General features: G+C 67.1%; 19 protein-coding genes. 4 read left to right on the forward strand and 15 right to left on the reverse strand.

The features are described 5' to 3' along the window. Positions 1–40: 40 nt before the first annotated feature. The 5 genes from HTUR_RS13835 to HTUR_RS13855 form a co-directional block, all read right to left on the reverse strand. Positions 41–661: a TetR/AcrR family transcriptional regulator gene (locus HTUR_RS13835; RefSeq protein ID WP_012943941.1), complete on the reverse strand. Its 621-nt coding sequence runs from the start codon at positions 659–661 to the stop codon at positions 41–43. A gap of 458 nt (positions 662–1,119) precedes the next feature. Continuing rightward, complete coding sequence (locus tag HTUR_RS13840) at positions 1,120–2,031, reverse strand: RIO1 family regulatory kinase/ATPase domain-containing protein (RefSeq protein WP_012943942.1); 912 nt, start codon at positions 2,029–2,031, stop codon at positions 1,120–1,122. Positions 2,032–2,388: 357 nt separating this feature from the next. Next, on the reverse strand, positions 2,389–3,171 hold the full coding sequence (locus tag HTUR_RS13845; protein ID WP_012943943.1) for an ABC transporter ATP-binding protein: 783 nt from the start codon (positions 3,169–3,171) through the stop codon (positions 2,389–2,391). After that, the gene (locus tag HTUR_RS13850) at positions 3,168–4,007 is read right to left on the reverse strand and encodes an ABC transporter permease (RefSeq protein WP_012943944.1); all 840 of its coding nucleotides are present in this window, start codon (positions 4,005–4,007) and stop codon (positions 3,168–3,170) included. Before HTUR_RS13850 ends, HTUR_RS13845 begins: the two co-directional genes overlap by 4 nt. Further along, positions 4,004–5,041, reverse strand: coding sequence for an ABC transporter substrate-binding protein (locus HTUR_RS13855; protein ID WP_012943945.1), 1,038 nt, complete (start codon positions 5,039–5,041; stop codon positions 4,004–4,006). Before HTUR_RS13855 ends, HTUR_RS13850 begins: the two co-directional genes overlap by 4 nt. Before the next feature lie 175 nt (positions 5,042–5,216). On the opposite strand from HTUR_RS13855, the gene HTUR_RS13860 reads away from it, so the two are divergent. Beyond that, positions 5,217–6,053 carry a lipoate--protein ligase family protein gene (locus HTUR_RS13860; protein ID WP_012943946.1) on the forward strand — a complete coding sequence of 279 codons (837 nt, stop codon included), beginning with the start codon at positions 5,217–5,219 and terminating at the stop codon, positions 6,051–6,053. A gap of 60 nt (positions 6,054–6,113) precedes the next feature. Here the strand turns inward: HTUR_RS13860 and HTUR_RS13865 are convergent, their stop codons facing one another. From HTUR_RS13865 to HTUR_RS13875, 3 genes are all read right to left on the reverse strand, one after another. Further along, positions 6,114–6,392, reverse strand: a complete 279-nt coding sequence (locus HTUR_RS13865) for a hypothetical protein (protein ID WP_012943947.1) — start codon at positions 6,390–6,392, stop codon at positions 6,114–6,116. Positions 6,393–6,515: 123 nt separating this feature from the next. Next, a complete protein-coding gene (locus HTUR_RS13870) occupies positions 6,516–7,202 on the reverse strand; it encodes a class I SAM-dependent methyltransferase (RefSeq protein ID WP_012943948.1) in 687 nt (228 codons plus the stop codon). Between the two features lie 65 nt (positions 7,203–7,267). Beyond that, on the reverse strand, positions 7,268–8,041 hold the full coding sequence (locus tag HTUR_RS13875; protein WP_012943949.1) for an NAD(P)H-hydrate dehydratase: 774 nt from the start codon (positions 8,039–8,041) through the stop codon (positions 7,268–7,270). A gap of 337 nt (positions 8,042–8,378) precedes the next feature. On the opposite strand from HTUR_RS13875, the gene HTUR_RS13880 reads away from it, so the two are divergent. After that, a complete protein-coding gene (locus tag HTUR_RS13880; protein WP_012943950.1) occupies positions 8,379–9,008 on the forward strand; it encodes a phosphoribosyltransferase in 630 nt (209 codons plus the stop codon). Between the two features lie 7 nt (positions 9,009–9,015). Here the strand turns inward: HTUR_RS13880 and HTUR_RS13885 are convergent, their stop codons facing one another. From HTUR_RS13885 to HTUR_RS13895, 4 genes are all read right to left on the reverse strand, one after another. Continuing rightward, complete coding sequence (locus HTUR_RS13885; RefSeq protein WP_012943951.1) at positions 9,016–9,813, reverse strand: TraB domain-containing protein; 798 nt, start codon at positions 9,811–9,813, stop codon at positions 9,016–9,018. Positions 9,814–9,939: 126 nt separating this feature from the next. Next, positions 9,940–11,265: a glutamate dehydrogenase GdhB gene (gene gdhB, locus HTUR_RS13890; protein WP_012943952.1), complete on the reverse strand. Its 1,326-nt coding sequence runs from the start codon at positions 11,263–11,265 to the stop codon at positions 9,940–9,942. A 16-nt stretch (positions 11,266–11,281) separates the two neighbouring features. Continuing rightward, a complete protein-coding gene (locus HTUR_RS26740; protein WP_148225338.1) occupies positions 11,282–11,422 on the reverse strand; it encodes a rubrerythrin-like domain-containing protein in 141 nt (46 codons plus the stop codon). 91 nt (positions 11,423–11,513) lie between these two features. Next, the gene (locus tag HTUR_RS13895) at positions 11,514–14,489 is read right to left on the reverse strand and encodes a bacterio-opsin activator domain-containing protein (RefSeq protein WP_012943954.1); all 2,976 of its coding nucleotides are present in this window, start codon (positions 14,487–14,489) and stop codon (positions 11,514–11,516) included. 112 nt (positions 14,490–14,601) lie between these two features. Between HTUR_RS13895 and HTUR_RS13900 the strand changes: the two genes are divergently transcribed. After that, complete coding sequence (locus HTUR_RS13900) at positions 14,602–15,264, forward strand: ERCC4 domain-containing protein (RefSeq protein ID WP_012943955.1); 663 nt, start codon at positions 14,602–14,604, stop codon at positions 15,262–15,264. 190 nt (positions 15,265–15,454) lie between these two features. After that, positions 15,455–15,613: a hypothetical protein gene (locus HTUR_RS27445; protein ID WP_187291457.1), complete on the forward strand. Its 159-nt coding sequence runs from the start codon at positions 15,455–15,457 to the stop codon at positions 15,611–15,613. 95 nt (positions 15,614–15,708) lie between these two features. On the opposite strand, the gene HTUR_RS13910 is transcribed toward HTUR_RS27445, so the two are convergent. From HTUR_RS13910 to HTUR_RS13920, 3 genes are all read right to left on the reverse strand, one after another. Then, complete coding sequence (locus tag HTUR_RS13910; RefSeq protein WP_012943956.1) at positions 15,709–16,566, reverse strand: YihY/virulence factor BrkB family protein; 858 nt, start codon at positions 16,564–16,566, stop codon at positions 15,709–15,711. Between the two features lie 131 nt (positions 16,567–16,697). Beyond that, positions 16,698–16,904, reverse strand: a complete 207-nt coding sequence (locus tag HTUR_RS13915) for a DUF2196 domain-containing protein (RefSeq protein WP_012943957.1) — start codon at positions 16,902–16,904, stop codon at positions 16,698–16,700. A gap of 369 nt (positions 16,905–17,273) precedes the next feature. Then, the gene (locus HTUR_RS13920) at positions 17,274–17,939 is read right to left on the reverse strand and encodes a DUF7095 family protein (RefSeq protein WP_012943958.1); all 666 of its coding nucleotides are present in this window, start codon (positions 17,937–17,939) and stop codon (positions 17,274–17,276) included. Between the last annotated feature and the right edge of the window lie 103 nt (positions 17,940–18,042).

Genomic DNA, 18,042 nt, shown 5'->3' on the forward strand with positions numbered 1-18,042 from the left:
CGTAGCGACGACAACGCGAACTGCGGTTCGAGCGGCTCTCCTAACTCTCGAGGGAGAGATCGTCGATGATCTCGTCGACGAGCGCCTCTACCCTGTCGACGGCGTCCTCTCGGTTCGTCGTCGTCTGTGTGTGGATTCCCTGTTTGAGGAGAAAGAGGAGGTGGTCAGCCGTGGGCTCGGGGTCGACCGAGCGGAACTGCTCGCGTTCGACTCCCGCGCGGATGATTCGGACGATCGCGTCCCGGAGTCCCGCCTCCACCGCCGTCGTTTTGTTACGGAAATCGTCGTCCCACGTCGCGTGCGCCCACAGTTCGACGAAAACCCGCGCGATCGCCGTCTCGATATCGGACGGCGGAGCGGACATCACCGCTTCGACCTGCATCGGTTTCGGGTGCAGGATTTGACCGACGAACCGCCGAAGTTCCGTCTCCGCGTCGGTGATCGGTTCCTCGGCCTGCTGGCCGAGGAATATATCCACGAAGACGTCGAGCATCGACAGTAACAATTCGTCTTTGCTATCGAAGTAATGGTAGATCAGCGACGGGTTCTGGCCCAGTTCGTCGCCGATATCCTTGATTGAGAGGTCCGCATATCCGTGTTTGACGAGCGCGCGAAACGCGGCCTCTCTGATTCGTTGTTCGGTTTCGGGCTGACCGTTCATACTCGTACGTAGGGAATCCCCTCATAAGCCGATATCTAGTCGACCGTTGCGACGCGCTTTCGAGCGGTACGAACCGAGTTGATCGACCGTCGAAGAGAGAACTTCGGCCGTCCCGGTCGCCGAACGTCGAAGGACCGACGGAGCGATCGACATCAGCGATCGTGAAATACCGAGTTTCGTATACCGATATATGGTTTGTCGTCCGCGAGAACGTCGTATTTGATTCGCGTCGGTTCGTACTATCCGACGTCCAGAACCTGCTCGTCGGCTTCCGAGCTGTCCGGTACGCGACTTTTGAAAACGAGAGGCAACCGCGAGGCGAGAGGCGTGTATCCCGATCCCGAACGACGTCGCGTCTCGAGACCGATCGCTCTCCGCGATCGAACGGGAGTCGAGAACCGGACTCGACAACGCAGGCGGAGTTCGCGCACGGACGCTGCGAGGAGTCGACTGGATTGTCAGGCGACGAACTCGGATATCGTCTCGAACGACTCGTCCTCGATCGAGTCGGCGAGGTCGTCGCTCTCGAGGTCGTCGGGGACGTGCTGGGGGTACTTCCGGCGGAAGTAGCCCACGATGTTCGTCAGATCCCGGCGAAGGAACTCGCCGGCGTTCTCGTGGTCGGTCGGCACGGCCTGGGGCCAGTCGAAGATCTTCACGCCCTCCTCGTTGACGAAGACGTTGTACTCGCTCATGTCCGCGTGGACGTACCCGTTCGCGTGCGCGTTGGCGATCTCGGAGACGAGCAGGTCGAGGACGCCCAGCACCTGATCGGCCTCGAGTCGCGTCCGGGAGAGTTCGACGCCGTCCATCTTCTCCATGACGATGGCGTGGCGGTTCTGATCGATCGGTTGGGGGACCGAGACGTCCGGGTAGAGCTCTTCTAGGATCTCGTGTTCCCGCTCGGCGGCCTTCCGGGCGGTGTACATCCACGAGACGTGGTCGTTCTCCGAGGTGTAGTCGCGTTCCTTGTGGACCTCCCGGAAGTTCGTGTAGCCCTCGCGGTGGTACTTCAGGGCCAGGGGCTTGTACGAGCGCACCTCGTAGACGTCACTCTCCTTCCCGACCCCCAGCGGCGAGCCGAACTCGCCGATGGTATCGCGTTCGACGAGCGCGCGCAGGGCGAGCGTGTCGTACCCCTCGAACTGGAGGGTGTACCCCTCGTACTGGATCGTCTTCTTCTCTATCAACCCGCGTTTCAGACAGCGCTCGAGGCGGTAGTCGACCTCCTCTTCGGTCAGACTGGTGAACTTCGGGAGCTTCTCCCGCTGGACCCACTCCGAGAAGCGCATCCCCTGTTCGACCCCCGAGAGGAGATAGAAGTCTTCGTCCTCGAGCTCCGGGAGTTCCCCGGCGACGTTCCGCACCATAGCCCGGGATAGCCGGTGAGTACGTAAAAACGTCGTGACGTGGGGCGACTATAGGGCGGCAGGCGCCAGCCGTGGTATCTACGACGGAACGCGCAGCCGTGACGACAGCGTACGTCCGCACATCGCACCCAATAAATCAAATATTGCGATATAGAATCCGATGTTCGGGCCTCGAGCGACTGCGGCGGCTCAGTCGAACCAGTCGATAGCTGGGCTAGTCGGGTCCACGTATCGATCGCCGTCCAACGATTTCGCCGCGAATCCGGGACCAGAGATTACCATGAGACCGGCCGTGAGTGGAGAATTCAGACGTAAGAGGGACAGACCCGAGTCCAACAATCGGATCAGATAGCGCGTTCAGCGCGCGATCCGATCGCGAATCCGAGCGACGGTTTCGACGAACGCGGTGCTCGCTCGATCTCGAGGCCGCTCCAGCCGGACGTCGACAACGTCGTCGACGCGGCCCGGCCGGTCGTCCATGACGACGACGCGGTCACCGAGTGCGATCGCCTCCTCGATGTCGTGGGTGACGAATAGCACGGTTTTGTCGGTCTCGCGCCAGATCTCGAGCAGTTCGCCGTGCAGCCGTTCGCGCGTGCCCGAATCGAGGCTCGCGAACGGTTCGTCCAGCAGTAACACCTCGGGATCGACGGCGAGGGCGCGAGCGATCCCGACCCGCTGTTTCATCCCGCCGGAGAGGTCGCGCGGATACGCGTCTCCGAACCCCGACAGTCCGACGAGTTCGAGCAGGTCGCGGACTCGCGCCTCGCAGTCCGGACAGTCGCAGGCGGGGCGATCGAGTCCGAACCGGACGTTCCCGCAGACAGTTCGCCACGGGAAGAGGGCGTCCTCCTGGAAGACCATCCCGCGGTCGACGCCGGGTTCCGTAACGGGATCGCCGTCGACGAGGACCCGGCCCGCCGTCGGCGACTCGAGGCCGGCGATGAGTCGGAGCAGCGTCGTCTTCCCGCAGCCCGACGGGCCGACCACGCAGCAGAACTCGCCGTCGGCCACCTCGAGCGAGACGTCGGCCAGCGCCTCGAGGTGAGCGCTGCGGGTGTCGTACCGTTTCGAGAGGCCGTCGACGACGATCTTCGCCGCGGCGGACTCCCGATTCGGATCGGTATCGGAGTCGATCACTGCCACGCGAGAACCCTCCGTTCGACCGCGCGAAACGCGACGTCCATGCCGACGTAAACGACGCTGATGAGGAACATGTACGCGATACTCGTGTCCAGCGCGAGGTTGTTCGAGGCGTTGATGATCTCGTAGCCGACGCCGGGCGCACCGAACAGTTCCGCGCCGACGACGATCATCCAGCATCGACCGATGCTCGTGCGAACGGCGGTGAGCACGCTCGGCGCGGCGGCCGGCAGGACGACGAGCCGGATCATCTGCCAGTCGGACTCGACGCCGAGCCCGGAAGCGACTTCGATGTACCCCCTCGAGACCCCCTCGACGCCGCTGTAGGCGCCATAAAGGGTGATCCAGAACGCCCCGACGAAGACGATAAACGCCGCGCCGGTGTGGTGGATACCGAACCAGAGGACGGCGAAGACCACCCACGCCAGCGGCGGAATCGGGCGGAGGAGCCGGACGACCGGCCGGAGGTAGTCGTCGACGCGAGTCGACCAGCCCATCGCCACGCCGACCGCGATGCCGGCGGCGTTCCCGACCACCAGACCGGGGACGTAGTGAAACAGGCTCTGGCCGAGTTTGTACAGTCCGACCGGGACTGCCGCGGTCCCCGCGACCGGGAGATCGACGGAGACCCGTCGGACGAAGAGGTCGACGAACGCGCTCGCCGACGCGACCGGGCCCGGGAGGAGATACGACGGCGTCGTCGCCCGCGCGGCGAGCCACCAGAGGGCGAGGAAGGCGGCGATCCCGACCGTCCCGCGGACGAATCGGATCGGATCGTCGCCGACGAGTCGCGCCGTCCGGTCGTCCGCCTCGAGGTCGATATCGACGCTCATTCGCTGACCGCGTCGTACGCGTCGAAGTGAAACAGTTCCTCGTTCGAAACCACGGCGTCGGTGTTGCCGACGTCGGCGGCATACCGTGCGATCCGTTCGGTCGGGTCGGCGATCCGGTACGGATCCGTGTAGAAGTTCGCCGCCTTCGACTCCATCGCCGCCGCGGCGCGTTCGTCGCTCATCCCGGAGCCGATGATCGCACTCGCGTGTTCCGCGGCCGTCTCCGGATGCTCGCGGATGAACTCGGTCGCCTCGAGGTGCGCCGAGACGAGTTCCCGCGCGAGGTCGGTCGCCTCGAGGACCCGTACCTGGGCGAACATGACGGTGACGGGATGGTCGGAAAAGACGTCGCCCGACCACGCGACCGACTGAAAGTCGCTGTCGCCGTCGCCGATCGCGGTCGCGTACGGTTCCTGAATCATCGTCGCGTCGAGGTCGCCCGACGCCATCGCCTGGGGAGTCCTCGCCGGCGGCACCGTCGACTTCGAGACGACCGATTCCCGCTCGCCGAGGTCGAGGTCTCGCTCGATCCAGTAGCGCAACACCACATCGGGAACGCTGCCGTCGGGTGCCGCACCGATCCGAGGTTTTCGGCCTTCTCGAGACTCGAATCGGGAGAACGCGTCGCGCCCGCGCTCGTTGTACAGGTCCGCGAACGCCGACGTTCCCATCACGTGGAATCCTTCAGAGGAGTTCGCGGTCAGAACGCCCGCGGCTTTCTCGCGGTCGACGAGGACCATCGCCGGCGTGACGCCGAAGAAGGCGACGTCGATCTCGTCGCCGGCGAAGGCTTTGACGACGTCCGGTCCCGACGCGAACCGTTCGGGCGTCACGTCCGCGGAGACGTCGTCGTAGAGTCCCTCCACGGTCATCACGTAGTGGTGCATGTTCGGATAGATCGGCACATACGCGACCGATAGCGCCTCGAGGTCACCGCTCCCGGCGAGCGAATTGAGGCAACCGGCCGTCGATAGGCCGAGCGATGCGACTGCCGTACCGCGTTTCAGGACGGTTCGACGGCGCTGATCCAGCATTGATAATAAAATTCTATGCTAAGATAATAGTAGTTACTAATATCTAGTGTAGTGTTGGTATGCCCGCTCTCCGGCTCGCCGGAAACGCGATACGGACCGCACCGACGGGGGGTGGGCCGGCGGTCGGCAGCGAGACGACGCAACCACTAACACGGTCGCCGGCGACCGGTGGCGTATGAACGACCTCGCCGATCGGGAGTGGCGGCTGATCCGAGACGAGCCCCGCGAGGGAGCCGTCCAGATGTCCCTCGAAGAAATCGCGGCGCAAACGGCTCTCGAGGACGACCTGCGGACGGTCCGGGTTTACTCGTGGGAGCCGAGCACGCTGTCGCTGGGGTACCGACAGGACGCCGACACGGTCGACTGGGCGTACTGCGAGCACGAGGGAATCGACGTCACCCGCCGCCAGACCGGCGGCGGCGGGATCTACCACGATCGGTACGCGGACATCTCCTATACGATCGTCGCGCCCGCCGAGGAGGTGCCCGGCGACCTGATGGACTGCTACGAACTGTTCTGCGAGCCGGTCCTCGAGGGGCTCCGCGAGATGGGCGTCGACGCCGACTTCGCCGCGGTCGAGCAGGCGTCGATCTACCAGCCCTCCTGCTACCTGCGGGATATCAACCCGGCTCACGACGTCGTTGCGCCGGCCAGCGCGGACGCGGAGGCGAAGAAGATCAGCGGCAACGCCCAGTACCGCCAGCGCGACGTCGTCATCCAGCACGGCTCGATCAGCTACGACCTCGAGCCCGAGCGCCACGTCGGCGTCTTCGAGACCGATCTTGAGCCCGAGACCTTCACGGATCGCGTGACGAGCGTCCGCGAGCAGGCGGGGATCGGCCGCGAGCAGGCCGTCGAGACGCTGGCAACGGCGCTGGGGGAGTGGTGTGACGCCGACGAATCGACGTGGCGCGAGACGGAACTCGAGGCGGCCCGCAACCTCGCTGATCGGAAGTTCGGCGCGGACGCGTGGGTCCGGAATCGAGAGGTGCTGGAAGCGGACGGCGAGTGACTGCGAGGAACGGATCAGTTGCGAAGCAGCGCGGATCGGTCGCCGCGTCGGCCGTGGCCCTCAGTTGGCGATGGCCTTCCAGCTCCAGCCGGCGAGGATGATCAGGACGAACGCCATGGCGAAGAACACGCCCCACTGCGTGGCTCCGGAGTCGGCGATGGGGGCGAAGATATCGACCAGCCCGGTTGCCTGCATCGCGCCGAGGACGAGCAGCCACAGGCCCAGGATCGAGACGACCGCGATCCCGATCCAGTTGCGGGTCATCCGCTTCGTCTCCGACTCGGCCTCCGCCTTCGAGGTCGTCGGCTTCTCCGTCGGCTCTCGATCCGGTTCGGACATAGTGGCGCCTACCACGGACGCGCGGGAAACGGTTCCACCTGCAGGATCCGGGGTTCGATCGGGGCCGCCGAAATCGACGTCCGGACCGTCTCGAGGTGAATCAAGCGATTACAGCGGGACGAATCATCCGAGAACGTCGTTCTCCCGTCGGCGCAGCGTGCCCCGGACGACCGGCGTCGCCGGAAAGACGCTGACATCGACGCGATCGATCTCCTCGACGGCCAGCGCTTCGTGGCCGACGAAGCGCGCGACCGTGTCGCGGGTGAGGTGACAGCCTCCCGCGACACGCTTCCAGACGGGATCGAGCAGTTTCTGCCCGGTCCCGCGCCAGCCGTCGGCGCCGACGTGCTCGAGAAAACGGAACTCGCCGCCCGGTTTCAGCACGCGGACGACCTCCTCGAGGGCCGCGTCGGGATCTTGGACGGTACAGAAGACGACGCCGGCGAGGACGACGTCGAAGCTGTCGTCGGGGTAGGGCAGCGACTCGGCGCGGGCGTCCCGGAGGTCGACCGCGAGTCCCGAATCGCGAGCGGCCTCGACCGCCCGCTTGCGCATGTGCGGATCGGGTTCGATGGCGTGGTACTCGAGGTCCCCGCTCGCGCCCTCGACGACGTACGGGAACATGTGGCCGGTGCCACAGCCCAGTTCGAGCGCGCGCCCCGAGAGGTCGCGCGCCAGATACGTGCGCTGGGCCTCGAATGCCTCGGGTTCCGGGAGGTGGTCGTAGCACGCGGCGAAGAACGGGTGGTCGACGTCGTGGTCGTGGCGATGCTCCGGCCGCGTCGCGGAGTCGGGGCTCGAGTCGGACATCTCACTCGAGGTGACGACGGACTGAGGTGTAATGGTTTCCCGTGGCAGGAGTGTTCGATCGCGTCTCAGCGAATCGTGTCCGGAATGCGCTCGATCACGTCGGTCGCGACGACGCCCGGCCCGTGGTTGGCGGTCGCCAGTTCGCCGGTCTTGCCGAGGATCCACGCGCCCAGTTCGGCCGCCTCGCGCCGATCCATCCCCTGTCCGAGCAGCGAGGCGACGATGCCGACCATCGTGTCGCCGGTCCCGGCGACGGTCATCGCCGACGTCCCCGTCTCGTTTTCGAGCCGCTCGCCGTCGGCGACGATCTCGTCGACGTCGCCGGTCAGGGTGATGACGGCGCCGGTCTCCTCCGAGAACGCCTCGAGCGAGCCGTACTCGTCGCGGATCGGCCCGACCTCCGCGCCGCTGGGCGTGAGCACGGCGTTCGAGAGGTCGGCATCGAGCGACGGCTCGAGGGCGAGGGCGTCGACGACCATCGGGACGTCGATAGTGTCGATCGCCTCGCAGACGGCCTGGGGATCGGCGTCGACGAGTCCAGGGCCGATCACAAGCGCGTCGGCCCACTCGCTCATCTCGCGGGTGCGCTCGACCGCGCTCTCCTCGAACTGTTCGCCCGCGTAGCGGTCGACCAGCAGGTTCGGATCCTGTCCCGCGACGATCTCGTAGATCGGATCGGCGACGAGCGCCCGGACGTGGTCGGAACCGGTCCGCAGCGCCGCGCGACCGACGAGCGCCGGCTGGTTGGGGTACTCGATCGCCCCGGCGACGATACCGATCCGGCCGTTATCGATCTCTTCTTCGGAGATGTTCGAGAGCGTTCGCTGGAGCCGTCCCATACCGCACCTCCAAAAGCGGGACGGGTAGCCGTTCGGCAGGCGAGTTCCGGTCGTATACGGACACGGCTGTCGGTTCGGAGTCAGCCGCGATTCGGTATCCGACACTACGACCTCGAGCGTTCTGCTACGACTGGCAACGGGAATTACCACGCCCTCCCCAGCCGATTCGTTCGTTCCTTCCAGTCACTCGCTCATCCCTCGCGCGGTATCGACGACGCACTCTCGCAGAGGCTCGAGCGCGTCTTCAGCGCGCGCCACCGCAGGCGGTCTCCTCACCGCCGTCGATCCCGTCGTGTGCCACACCAAGGCATAGTATATGGCCGTCGTAGCGAGTCGTATGTTCGACGACAGAACCGACGCCGGCGAACGGCTCGCGGCCGACCTCGAGTCCCGCGGCCTCGAGGCCGACGTCGTCCTCGGGATTCCCCGCGGCGCCTTGCCCGTCGCGCGACCGGTCGCGGACGCGCTCGAGGCCGACCTCGACGTGGTGGTCGCCCGGAAGTTGGGCGCACCGAACAACCCCGAACTGGCGATCGGCGCAGTGGCAAGCGACGGCAGCGTCTGGTACAACGACGACCTCCTCGAGCGACTCGGCGTCTCTGAGGACTACCGCGAAGAGATCCGCGGGGCGGAGGCCGAAAACGCCGCGGAGAAGGCCGACCGATACCGTCCGTCAGATCGATCTGGACTGCCCGATCTCGAGGGGAAACGCGTGGTCGTCGTCGACGACGGCGTCGCGACCGGCGCGACGGCGACGGCCTGTCTCCGGCAGGTCCGAGCGGCCGGCGCTGAGTACGTCGTGCTGGCGGTCCCGGTCGGGTCGCCCCGCGGCGTCGCCGACTTAGAGAGCGAGGCCGACGAGGTGATCGCCCTCGAGACGCCCGAGTCGTTCCGCGCGGTCGGCCAGTTCTACCGCGAGTTCGGCCAGGTGACCGACGAGGAAGCGATGGCGTACCTCGAACGCTGAGAAGCCGTCAGTCGATCGGGATCCGAGTGACGCTCCGGGAGGGCGAGCGGATCGGCACGGTCGCATTCGCGTCGATTCCCCGGAACTCGGTCTCCGCCGACTCGAGCGAGTCCGCGTCGCGGTCTCGCGCCTCGAGGTCCTCGAGCGTCCGTTTGATACCCAGATGGTGGCCTGCGCCGACGACGGCGACGACGTCGTGGCCCTCGCTGCGGAGCGCGTGGAGCCGCCGGCCCATCGATCGGTCGCGGCGGTCGATCATGATCTCGGTCAGTTCCGGGAGGAGCAGCCGCATCTGTTCGATCGCCGGCTGCACGTCCTCGCCGCTAGTGATGTCCTCGAACGACGTCGTCAACAGCTCGAGCTGTTTTGCCTGTTGGTCCGGCCCCATCCGCTGGGTGCGGGCGAACAGTTTCGGGAGCAGCTCCGGTCCGACCCGGTCGGCGAGCGCGGAGAGCGTCTCCGCGATCGGATCGTCGATCAGCGCGACGTCTATGTCCAGTTCGGCCGCGGTCTCGACGGCCGCCTCCATGTCGGTCTGACCGGGATCGAGCCCGTACAGTCGGACGACCGTCCGCTGGATCGCCTGCAGAACGGTGTAGGCGGCCGCCGTCGCCGGCGGCAACTCCCGAGCCAGTTCGAGGGGACTGCGGCCGCTTCGCTCCTCGAGGCGGTCGTACCGCCGGTCGTCGAGTTCGACGGCGACGACGTCGGGCTCGGTCTCGCGGATCGTCGACCGGACTCGACGCCGATGGGTCGGCGAGAAGTGGACGCTCGGAACGATCGTGATGGTTCCCTGGGCGGACATGCTCGTCGTGGTACGCTCGCCACGGCCTTGAAACGGTGACCCGACCGCGCCGGGCGGTCCGGACTGGGAGAGCAAACCGTCGCTCGGCGGGAACTGCTATGCGAACGACGCGCGGTGGATCCGCCGCTAGGGCCAGAGCCCGCGAACCTCGTGGGCCTCGGCGACCCGCGAGAGCGCCACGACGTAGGCCGCGTCGCGCCACGTGAGGTCCTTCGCCTCGACCTCGTCGCGGACGGCCGACCAGGCGTCGACCATCTCGGTCTCGAGTTCCTCGTGGACGCGCTCGAGGCTCCACGCGCGGCGGTTGATGTCCTGGAGCCACTCGAAGTACGAGACGGTGACGCCGCCCGCGTTGGCGAGGATGTCGGGGACGACGTGGGTCCCACACTCCTCGAGAATAGCGGCGGCGGCGAACGTGGTCGGGCCGTTGGCGCCCTCGACGACGATATCGGCCGCGATCGCGTCGGCGTTGTCGGCGGTGATGACGTTGCCGACGGCCGCCGGGATCAGCACGTCGACGTCGAGTTCCAGCAGTTCCTCGTTCGAGAGTCGGTCGACGTCGGCGTCGGGATCGAGGTCGGCCGCGTAGCTGGTGACCGCCTCGGGCTCCTCGTCGTGGGACGGGATGTCGGCGACATCGATGCCGTCGGGGTCGTAGACGGCGCCGTTGACGTCTGAGACGGCGACTACGGTCGCGCCCCAGTCTTCAAGCAGGCGCGCCGCGTTGGCGCCGACGCTGCCGAATCCCTGCACGGCGACGGTCGTCTCCTCGAGCGGATAGCCGTAGTAGTCGCAGGTCTCGCGGGTGACGATAGCGACGCTGCGGCCCGGGGCCTCCTCGCGGCCGTGGGAGCCGCCGACGACGGGGGGTTTGCCCGTGACGACGCCGGGAATGGTCTCGCCCTCCTGCATGCTGTAGGCGTCCATCAGCCAGGCCATCGTCTCCGGACCGGTCCCCATGTCGGGCGCCGGAATGTCCGTCGTCGGACCGATCACGTCGCGGATCTCCTGTGCGAATCGGCGGGTGAGCCGTTCGGTCTCTTCGTCGGATAGGGACTTGGGGTCGACCACGACGCCGCCCTTCGCGCCGCCGAAGGGGAGGTCCATCACGGCGCACTTCCAGGTCATCCACATCGAGAGGCCGACGCACTCGTCGCGCGTGACCTCAGGATGGTACCGGAGCCCGCCCTTGTACGGCCCGCGCACACTATCGTGCTGGGCGCGGTAGCCGGTGAAAACGTCGACGCTCCCGTCCTCGCGCTCGAGCGGAACGGCCACCTCGTGGACCGCCGCGGGGTGTTTGAGTCGCTCGAGGACGGCGTCGTCGATCTCGAGATGGGTCGCGGCGCGATCGAGTTGTCTGCGCGCGGTCTCGAGGGCGGTTTCGGGTTCGGTCGACTCGACCGGGCGGTGCTCCTCGGCGGGTACCGTCGACTGCTGATTCGAAGCCATGGAGTCGGAACGGGGGTTATTCGATCGGTGTGCCGCGATTACGCATGTCGCTACCGCAGTCGGGACAGGTCGTCCCCGTAGTCGCGTGAACGACGGTTCCGCAGTCGAAGCACTCGTAGGTCGATTCCTCGTCGGGGGTGTATGGAGCGTCTTTCATGGAGAGATCGGTCACAGCACTTAGGAATAATAAGGATATTAGGATAGGCATATTCGTAGGATAGCTAGCGTCGACGATCAATTGGGGTTCACTATTCAACCCCCAGTGCAGCGTTTGCCGGAAGTCCGAGCTCGTCGAACAGGAGGACGAAGAGTTTCCGCTGGACCGCCCGCACGTGGCGATAGAACGCGGCCGAGGAGATGCCGAGCGCGTCGGCCATTTCCTCGCCTGACTGCTCCCGGGGCGACTCGAAGTAGCCCCCGTAGTAGGCCAGTTGGACGACCTCGAGCTGTCGCTCGGTCAGTCGCTCGCGCAGTTCGCTTCGGAGGTCGCGCGCGGTCGTTCTGTCGACGGTCCGCTTGGCGCGGAGTTCGACGTCGTCGAGCGCGTTCGAGACGACGTCGACGCTGTTGCCCGCGTCGACGGTCGGCGGCACGTCGACGACGATGCGCGCACCGTCGGGGGACGCCTCCACGCTGCGGAGCACGACGCCGTGATCCGCGAGGCGCAGCGCCAGAAACGGCGGCGCCAGTTCGAGCAGGACCGTCCCGCCGCGACCGTCCGTGGCCTCGGCCTCGTCGTCGCCGGCGCCGACCGCTCGAGCGTTCTCGACGGCGACGAGATCGGCGGCCGCGTCCGCGACGGCCTCGCCCGACGCGCCCTCGACGGTCGCGAACACCGCGGCGCCGTCCTCGTGGAGGCGGACGCCGCCGTCGAACGAGAGGACGCAGTCGGCTCGCCGGGCCAACCGGGAGAAGACGAAGCTCTCGTCGCCGACGTCGAACTCGAGGCGGGTCCGGGAGTCCGTCAGCAGCGCCCGTTTGCGCTCGACGGCGGCGATGGCGGAGGCGATCGTCTCGCCCAGTTCCGCGAGGACGCTCCGCGTGACCTCGTCGAAGGCGTCGGGGCGGTCCGCGTAGACGGCCAGCACGCCGTAGGTGAACTCGTCGTAGGCCAGCGGCACGCCCGCGACGGACTGGTACTCCCGCGAGAGCGCCGCCGAGCGCCACGACTCCTCGCGGAGTCGGTCGGCGACGTTGGAGACGACCGTCACCTCGCCGTCGGCCGCCGCGCGGGCCGCGGGTTCGGTCGCCTCCGAAAGCGAGAGCGAGACGCCGTCGAGGTAGTCCCGGCCGCGGCCGGTCCCGTCGTGGGTGCTCGGCTCGAGTCGCTCGCCCGGCGCGTCGGTCGTCCCGATCCAGGCGAACGCGAACCGGTCGGCGGCGGTCAGTCGCTCGCAGACGGCGGTCTCGATCTCCTCGCGGGTCTCGGCCCGGACCAGCGCCGCGTCGATCTCGCGGATGATCTCGTTGATCCGATCGAGCCGCGTGAGCCGTCGGTTCTGACGCTTGAGTTCCCGGTCGCGCTCGCGGAGGGACCGCTCTCGTTCGACGCGGTCGAGGGCGGCCTCGGCCGTCGCCGCCAGCAGATCGGTCAGTTCGCGGTCGACGTCGTCGAACGCGTCGCGCTCCGACGAGCCCGCGAGGAAGACGCCGTGATCGCCCAGCGGGACGACCGCTGCGCCCCTGATATCGGTCGCCGGATCCGCCAGCGCCTCGGCGTCGCGGACGTCCGCGAAGAATCGGGACTCGCCGTCAACGAAGGCCCGTCCCGAGACGCTGTCCTCGCCGACCGAATGCCGCGAGAGCGGCCCGTGGAGGCGATCCATCCCGGGCGAGGCGGCGACCGGCTCGAGGACGTTTTCCTCGTCGTCGAAGAGGTAGACGCCACTGGCCTCGAGGCCGAGCACGTCGGCGGCGTCGGCCGCCACGAGGTCGGCGATCTCGCGGTCGCTCTCGGCGTAAAGCAGTTCGCGTGCGGTCCGGTGGAGCGCGGTCAGGGCCTCCTCGCGACGTTTGCGCGTCGTGACGTCGCGACAGCTGTAGAGGGTCGTCCCGCCCTGGATCGATACTTCGCGGGCATTGACCAGCAACGCGTGCTCGCGGCCGGCCCGGTCAGTGGCCGTACACTCGATGTTGGTGAGCACGCCCTCCCGCTCCAGCTCCTCGCGGTCGAAGAGGTCCGACCCCAGGAGCTCGTCGATCGTCCCCATCTCGTAGATCTCCTCGTCGGTGTAGCCGAAGATGAAGTGGACGTTCGGACAGACGTAGGTGAACGCGCCCTCGTCGTCCGTGATGAGGACGGTGTCGGTCATGTTGTTCAGCGTCACCCGGTGGAGCTCCTCCGACTCGCGCAGCTCCCGCTCGAGTCGGGCCCGTTCGGTGACGTCGTTCGCCCGCGCGAGCAGGGAGACGACGGTCCCCGACTCGTCGCGAACGGGTCGGACCGTCACCTCGAGCGTGTGCGGGTCGTCGATCGCACCGTCGCCGGACCCGGTTTCGGTGTCGACGCCGGCGTCCGCACCCGCACCGTTCGTCCGCGCCCGGCGGTCGAGTTCGAGGGTCACCTCGCGGTGGACGACCGTCCCGTTCGCCGCTCGGTCGACTGCGGTCCGGATCGTCGATCGGTCCTCCTCGAGGCGGTTCCACAGCGGGAGATCCGTGAACGACTCCCCGCGAACGTCGGTCCCGGCCGCCTCGAGCGTTCCGCGCGCCTCGAGCGCGCGCTCGTTAGCCCGACGCACTCGCCCGTCGATCTCCAGCACCCACGCGTACGTCTCGGGGTCGTCGAACACCGCGCCGAACTGGCGGGCACGCTCGCGGCGCTCGCGTTGACCCCGGCCCGCCTCGATCGCCCGTTCGACGGCCGTCTCGAGGGTCGAGGCGTCGCGATCGGCCGGGACGTACTCCGTGACGCCCGCGGCGATCGCGTCGCCGGCGAGGCTCTCGCCGCCATTGCCCTCGCGGGGCGCGAGGACGATCGGAACGTCCGGATCGCGGTCGCGGATCCGTTCGACGAGTTCGAGGCCGGTGGCGTCGGCCACCGACTGGGGCGTCAGGACGCAGTCGACCGACTCCGTCTCGAGCGCCTCGAGGGCCGCCGTCGCGCTCGAGACCCTCTCCTCGCTCCGTCGCGAGTCGAACGAGTCGAGGAGCGACGCCGGGTCCGCTCCGGACGGTTCGACGACGAGTACGGTTCCGCCGTCGTCGATTCCTGCGGTAACCATTCGCCGTATGTACGGTCTCGAGGTGATAGAACCCATCGCTTCGTCTCTGTTCGCGGGACGACGGTGCCGGCGAACCGATATCCGTACCCGTCTCGAGACCCTGGTATCGGCCATGCGCGTCGCCGTCACCGTCGACGATCGGGAACCCGCGGGCCTCGTCGAGGCGGTCCGCGACCATCCCGACGTGACGGAGGTCGTCGTCGACCGGCTGTCGACCGGCGACCTCGCGATCGATTCGGTCGGCATCGAACGCAAGACCCTGCGGGACTACGTCAACAGCGCGATGGGCCGATCGGGGTCGGATCTCACCGATCAGGTCGAGCGCATGGCCGCCGCCTACGACCACTCCTACGTCCTGCTCGAGGGCGACTTCGCCGACCTTGCAACCCTTCGAACGGCGGTCTCCCCCGAGTCGGTCCGGGGCTCGATGGCCTCGATCACAGCCCGCCACGAGGTGCCGGTCGTCCCCTGTACGGACCGCGCGCACCTCGTCGACTACGCGATCCGATTGGGGCGAAAGCACGTCGAGGAGCCCTCGAGTCGTCGGCTCCCGGTCGGCTCCGTTCCAAGCCGTCGCGAACCCACGACCAAGCGCATGTACGGCTGTATCGAGGGGATCGGGCCCGAACTCGCCGCGACGCTCTACGAGCGCTACCCCACCGTCGAGTCGCTGCTCGAGGCTTCGCTCGAAGAACTCACCGAGATCGAGGGGATCGGCGAGCGGCGGGCGCGGACGATCGACGCCGCGTTTCGCGAGGACGGACGCCCGGAGTAACGCGCAGCGAGCAGCGGGCAGGAGCGCAAATCGAACGTCGATCGCGTCGGAACCACTGGTGTGTGACGTTCTAACGCGTTGGGTGGACCGTTCAGCGTCAGGCCGGCTCCTTATCCCGGCCGACTGGCTACGGACTGACGCGATGGTGGGTTTTCGAGACCGCTTACTGCTACTGACTGGTGGCGCGACCGTGATCGCAATCGGTGCCGTACTGGCCAGCAGCGGCCTCGTCGACGTCGGAATCGGCGACCGGGTGAGTTCCGGCGTCGTCACAGGTGTCTCGCTACTGGCGCTCTCGCTGATCGTTGCGGGCTGGTACGAAGCACAGGAGCATCGGTCCGACTCGTGACGTCCGTGGGCGACTGGCGACGGTCGTAGCCGACTGACACCATCTGTAGCCGTCTGACTCGAGGGGCATCGAACGACGCGGATCGAATCCGGAGTCTAATCAGTTCGATCGACCGGCCACGCCGTTTCCATCGGGACCCACTTCTCTTCGGGATCGACGTGATCCGCGCGGACGGCGTTGAGAACGGCCCCGAGCAGGAGACAGAGCCCGCCCAGGTACACCCACGTCAGGACCAACAGAATGGCGCCGGCGATTCCGAACAGGGCGACGCTTTCGGACGTCGAAACGCAGAACCGGAAGCCGACGGCCAGGACGGTCCAGGAGACCGCCGCGAAGGCCGTCCCGGGGAGTACCTCGCCGACCGAGACGTTGGGCTGGGGAAAGAGGTAATACATCGGGAAGAAGACCGCGAGCAGCAGCCCGGCCAGCAACAGGGTGCTACCGGCCGCCGTCCAGCCGCCGTCGACGACCACCGAGAGGCTGACGCCGACGACGGTGACCAGCGCGACGCCGACCGCGATCGTCACCGTCACGAGGACGACGTAGAGGGCCGTCACGAGCGTCACCGTTGTCGTGGTCGCCACGTACGACTCGTCCGTCCGGGCGCCGTACACGTCCGTGAACGCGCTGTTTATCGCCTGAAACAGCCGGACGGCGCTCCAGAGCAGCACCGCCACGGCGAGCAGCGCCGCCCGCGTCCGAGCGCTGCCGCCGGTCATCCCCTCGAGGCCGCCGTCGGTCACCGCGCCCTCGATCCCGGCCGCCGCCTCGAGCGTCGACACCAGCGGCTCGAGTCCGTCGACGAGCGAGGCGCCGACCAGCGCCAGGATGACCAGCGGAACGAGCGTGTTGAACGCGTGGTAGGCCAGTCCCGCCGCCGTGACGCTGAGCTGGCGTTCGTGGGCGACCGCGACGACGTCGCGAACGAGCGCAAACCGGCTCGAGTCGGCCATGCGCTGACCTCAACGATCGGTCGGAAATGGATTTGGCCAGCAGACTCCGCTTTCCGACGGAAACGGACAGAGTGCCGGTCACCGTCTTCCGGTGTATGACGGAAGCGTTGCGAGGAAAAGTAACTCGAGCGCTACTCGTCGTGGCGAATCGACTGGACGTGGCCGACGACGCCGCTTTTCAGTTCGACCTCCGGCCCCTGGGGATCGTCGCCGTAGATCGTGCCGACCTCGCCGACGATCGGTTCCGTGTCCGTCGACTCGACGTCCTGATCGCCCTGCACGATCTCGACGGTGACGCCCTGTCGCAGTTCCTCGGCTGTCGGTCGTTCGTTGGACATGGGCGATGGTGGGTCAGTCGCGTCGAAAAGGGTAGTGCCTGCAGTCGTCTGATATCGTGTGCTTGAGTCCGACAATCGACGGACGACACCGGACCGAACATCTGGCGAGCGGTGGCGCGCGCTGTCGATCGGCCTGGGCGATAGCGACGGCCGATCGACGAAGGCGTGCGAGGGATGAGCGAACGAGGGAAACGAGTGAGCGAATCGGCTGGGGAGGGAGTGGCAATTCACTGTTGCCACGATACAGGATCCGAGCGTCTGTTCGGGTTCGTTCGCTGTACTACTTATCGGAATTCGAGCCTGCAGTCGTCCCTCGAGTCGAGACAAACGACGATCGAAGGAGACTGAAAATCGATCGATCGATCGAATTCAGACGACGTCGCCGCGAACCGTCACGCCGTCCTGTCGTTCGCGCCAGGCGTGAAGCTCCTGGGCCGCGGTTTCGGCGTCGGATTCGTCTAACCCGAGCATCTCGAGGGCCTGCGAGAGCGTCGGCAGCGCCAGCTCGCTCTCCCGGAGCTTGCGAAACGCCTCCCCGCTCGTGGTGCCGTCGGCCCAGAGACAGACCCCGCGGGGGTCGAGCAACTGGGTGTAATCCTCGCGCAGTTGCGCCCCGCGCAGCCGCTGGGTGACGTTGTCCTCGAACGGCGAGTTACAGACCTCGAGGTGGATCGGCTCGTCGTCACCCAGCAGGTGGGCCGCGAGGCACTTCTCGGGGGCGGCGTGGCCGTTGGCGTTGGCCCGCAGGTACTCCGGATGCTCGGCGGCCCAGTCGGCGCGGACGGACTTTCCGACCCCCTCGACGCCGTACTCGGCGGCGAGTTCGTCGGCGTCGACCTCGCTATCGCCACTGTCGTCGCGCATCAGGACGTCTTTCGTCACGTAGACATCCAGTCGCTCGACGGGATCGAGCCCGAGCGCGATATCGCCGAAGGCCCACACTTCCCGGACCGGGACCGGCATGCGCTCGCTCTCGACGGTGTCGACGAGGGCTTCGAGGCGGTCGACCGCGTCGTCGCGGTCAAATCCATTCATGACCCGTACGTGGGGACTCGAGTCGCAAAACGGTTTCTTCAGAGCCGGCTGGTGTGACTCCCGTCGGCCGCCGCGCCCTGTCACCGTCCCACGTGTCAAGAGA

Source organism: Haloterrigena turkmenica DSM 5511 (assembly GCF_000025325.1).
GTDB classification, from domain to species: Archaea; Halobacteriota; Halobacteria; order Halobacteriales; family Natrialbaceae; genus Haloterrigena; species Haloterrigena turkmenica.

What these genes read in the sequence shown, in the direction of transcription:
- HTUR_RS13835 (WP_012943941.1), bottom strand. Translation starts at nt 661, where the DNA reads ATGAACGGTCAGCCCGAAACCGAACAACGAATCAGAGAGGCCGCGTTT.
- HTUR_RS13840 (WP_012943942.1), bottom strand. Translation starts at nt 2,031, where the DNA reads ATGGTGCGGAACGTCGCCGGGGAACTCCCGGAGCTCGAGGACGAAGAC.
- HTUR_RS13850 (WP_012943944.1), bottom strand. Translation starts at nt 4,007, where the DNA reads ATGAGCGTCGATATCGACCTCGAGGCGGACGACCGGACGGCGCGACTC.
- HTUR_RS13855 (WP_012943945.1), bottom strand. Translation starts at nt 5,041, where the DNA reads ATGCTGGATCAGCGCCGTCGAACCGTCCTGAAACGCGGTACGGCAGTC.
- HTUR_RS13860 (WP_012943946.1), top strand. Translation starts at nt 5,217, where the DNA reads ATGAACGACCTCGCCGATCGGGAGTGGCGGCTGATCCGAGACGAGCCC.
- HTUR_RS13865 (WP_012943947.1), bottom strand. Translation starts at nt 6,392, where the DNA reads ATGTCCGAACCGGATCGAGAGCCGACGGAGAAGCCGACGACCTCGAAG.
- HTUR_RS13870 (WP_012943948.1), bottom strand. Translation starts at nt 7,202, where the DNA reads ATGTCCGACTCGAGCCCCGACTCCGCGACGCGGCCGGAGCATCGCCAC.
- HTUR_RS13875 (WP_012943949.1), bottom strand. Translation starts at nt 8,041, where the DNA reads ATGGGACGGCTCCAGCGAACGCTCTCGAACATCTCCGAAGAAGAGATC.
- HTUR_RS13880 (WP_012943950.1), top strand. Translation starts at nt 8,379, where the DNA reads ATGTTCGACGACAGAACCGACGCCGGCGAACGGCTCGCGGCCGACCTC.
- HTUR_RS13885 (WP_012943951.1), bottom strand. Translation starts at nt 9,813, where the DNA reads ATGTCCGCCCAGGGAACCATCACGATCGTTCCGAGCGTCCACTTCTCG.
- gdhB (WP_012943952.1), bottom strand. Translation starts at nt 11,265, where the DNA reads ATGGCTTCGAATCAGCAGTCGACGGTACCCGCCGAGGAGCACCGCCCG.
- HTUR_RS26740 (WP_148225338.1), bottom strand. Translation starts at nt 11,422, where the DNA reads ATGAAAGACGCTCCATACACCCCCGACGAGGAATCGACCTACGAGTGC.
- HTUR_RS13895 (WP_012943954.1), bottom strand. Translation starts at nt 14,489, where the DNA reads ATGGTTACCGCAGGAATCGACGACGGCGGAACCGTACTCGTCGTCGAA.
- HTUR_RS13900 (WP_012943955.1), top strand. Translation starts at nt 14,602, where the DNA reads ATGCGCGTCGCCGTCACCGTCGACGATCGGGAACCCGCGGGCCTCGTC.
- HTUR_RS13910 (WP_012943956.1), bottom strand. Translation starts at nt 16,566, where the DNA reads ATGGCCGACTCGAGCCGGTTTGCGCTCGTTCGCGACGTCGTCGCGGTC.
- HTUR_RS13915 (WP_012943957.1), bottom strand. Translation starts at nt 16,904, where the DNA reads ATGTCCAACGAACGACCGACAGCCGAGGAACTGCGACAGGGCGTCACC.
- HTUR_RS13920 (WP_012943958.1), bottom strand. Translation starts at nt 17,939, where the DNA reads ATGAATGGATTTGACCGCGACGACGCGGTCGACCGCCTCGAAGCCCTC.